Raw genomic sequence first — 1577 nt, 5'->3', positions numbered from 1 at the left:
AATTAGATTTCCGCCTTCGCGGAAATGACAAATCATTAATATGAAACAACTCACTAAAGCAGAAGAAGAGATCATGCAAATACTCTGGAAATTGGAAAAAGCCAATGTCGCTTCCATAATAGAGGAAATGCCCGAGCCGAAACCAGCTTATAATACGGTTTCTACCATTGTGAGGATATTGGAAGACAAAGGATTTGTAGCACATGAAAAGAAGGGAAAAGGCTATTTATATTTTCCGCTGCTGGAACGCGAAACCTACAGTAACCAAAGCATAAACAAGCTAATGGATTCTTATTTTAACGGGTCTTTTAAAAATATGGTCTCCTTTTTTATGAAGAAGAATGAGATGAGCACTAAAGACCTGGAAGCTATTTTGAAGGAAATCAATAAAAAAGAGGACTAATGCTACAGTATATTTTACAGGTAATACTTTTTCAACTGGCTTTTTTGCTGGTCTATGAAATTTTGCTGAAAAAGGAAACCTTTTTTAATGCTAACCGTGCCTATCTATTACTCACGCCGGTGCTTTCCCTTCTGCTTCCTTTGCTGAAGATTGGAGGGTTAGGAGACCTTTTCCCGGCTGAATCGGTACAGGTTTGGTCCGCCGTTTTGTTGCCCGAGGTTTTTATAGGAAATCAATCGGAGGCAGTCCAGCAACTGCCGGAGGTAGTATTGAGTGAACAAGGGTTTCAGGTGAATTGGTGGTTCGTTTTTTATGGTTTCGGATTGCTTGCTGCGTTGATAGTCTTTCTTCAAAGATTCTCCAGACTAAACCGCCTGTTTCGTTTCCGGAAAATTTCAGAAGGAAAGAATTTCAGAATCATAGAGATCCCGAACTCAAAGATAGCCTGCACCTTTTTTAACACGGTTTTTCTGGGAGATAAAATAACTGAAAGCGAAAGACAGCAAATTCTTTCACATGAGCTGGTACATATTCATCAAAAGCATAGTATGGACCTGATGTTCTTTGAAATTCAGAAGATTATTTTCTGGTTCAATCCGCTCATCTATATCTATCAAAACCGAATCTCCACTTTGCACGAGTTCATCGCCGATGCCAAAGTGGTAAAGCGCACCGGAAAAGGCAAGTATTATGAGCAGTTGCTCAACACCGCTTTTAATACCCGTAATATTTCATTTATCAATCAGTTTTTCAATCATTCATTAATCAAAAAACGAATTATTATGTTACAAAAATCGAGATCAAAATCAATCGCAAAATTTAAATTCCTTATCATCGTTCCGCTCTTGCTGGTGATGTTAACCTATGTGGCTTGTTCGGATAATTCTGAGGAAATAAGAACAGATGATCAATCCATTTCAGAGAAAATAACAGAAATAAAAATGGCATTGGAAGACGGAAGGGAGTTGACTGCAGATGAAAAGCAAGAATTTTTTAGTCTTATGCAACAGATAATAGAAGACGGAAACTATCCGCCCACGCCACCATCACCGCCTTCTCAAACAAAAAATGTAGAATCCGGTGAGGATGTGCCTTTTGCCGTTATCGATGAAGTGCCTGTTTTTCCAGGTTGTGAAGAGTTGACATCCAATAATGGACGCAAGGAGTGTATGAC

At 38.9% G+C, this 1577-nt stretch carries 2 protein-coding genes; both read left to right on the top strand.

Annotated features, from left to right (window positions below; translation table 11 throughout):
- Nucleotides 1-40 precede the first annotated feature (40 nt).
- A complete protein-coding gene (locus tag ACESK1_RS09100; RefSeq protein WP_372919875.1) occupies nucleotides 41-403 on the top strand; it encodes a BlaI/MecI/CopY family transcriptional regulator in 363 nt (120 codons plus the stop codon).
- A partial coding sequence (locus tag ACESK1_RS09095; RefSeq protein ID WP_372919874.1) for a M56 family metallopeptidase occupies nucleotides 403-1577 on the top strand: 1175 nt, incomplete at its 3' end. The genes ACESK1_RS09100 and ACESK1_RS09095, both read left to right, overlap by 1 nt.

Origin of the sequence: Salegentibacter sp. (assembly GCF_041642575.1) — a bacterium.
Taxonomy (GTDB): Bacteria; Bacteroidota; Bacteroidia; order Flavobacteriales; family Flavobacteriaceae; genus Salegentibacter.
Note: the sequence above shows the minus strand (reverse complement) of the source record. Positions and strands in the feature narration are given on the sequence as shown.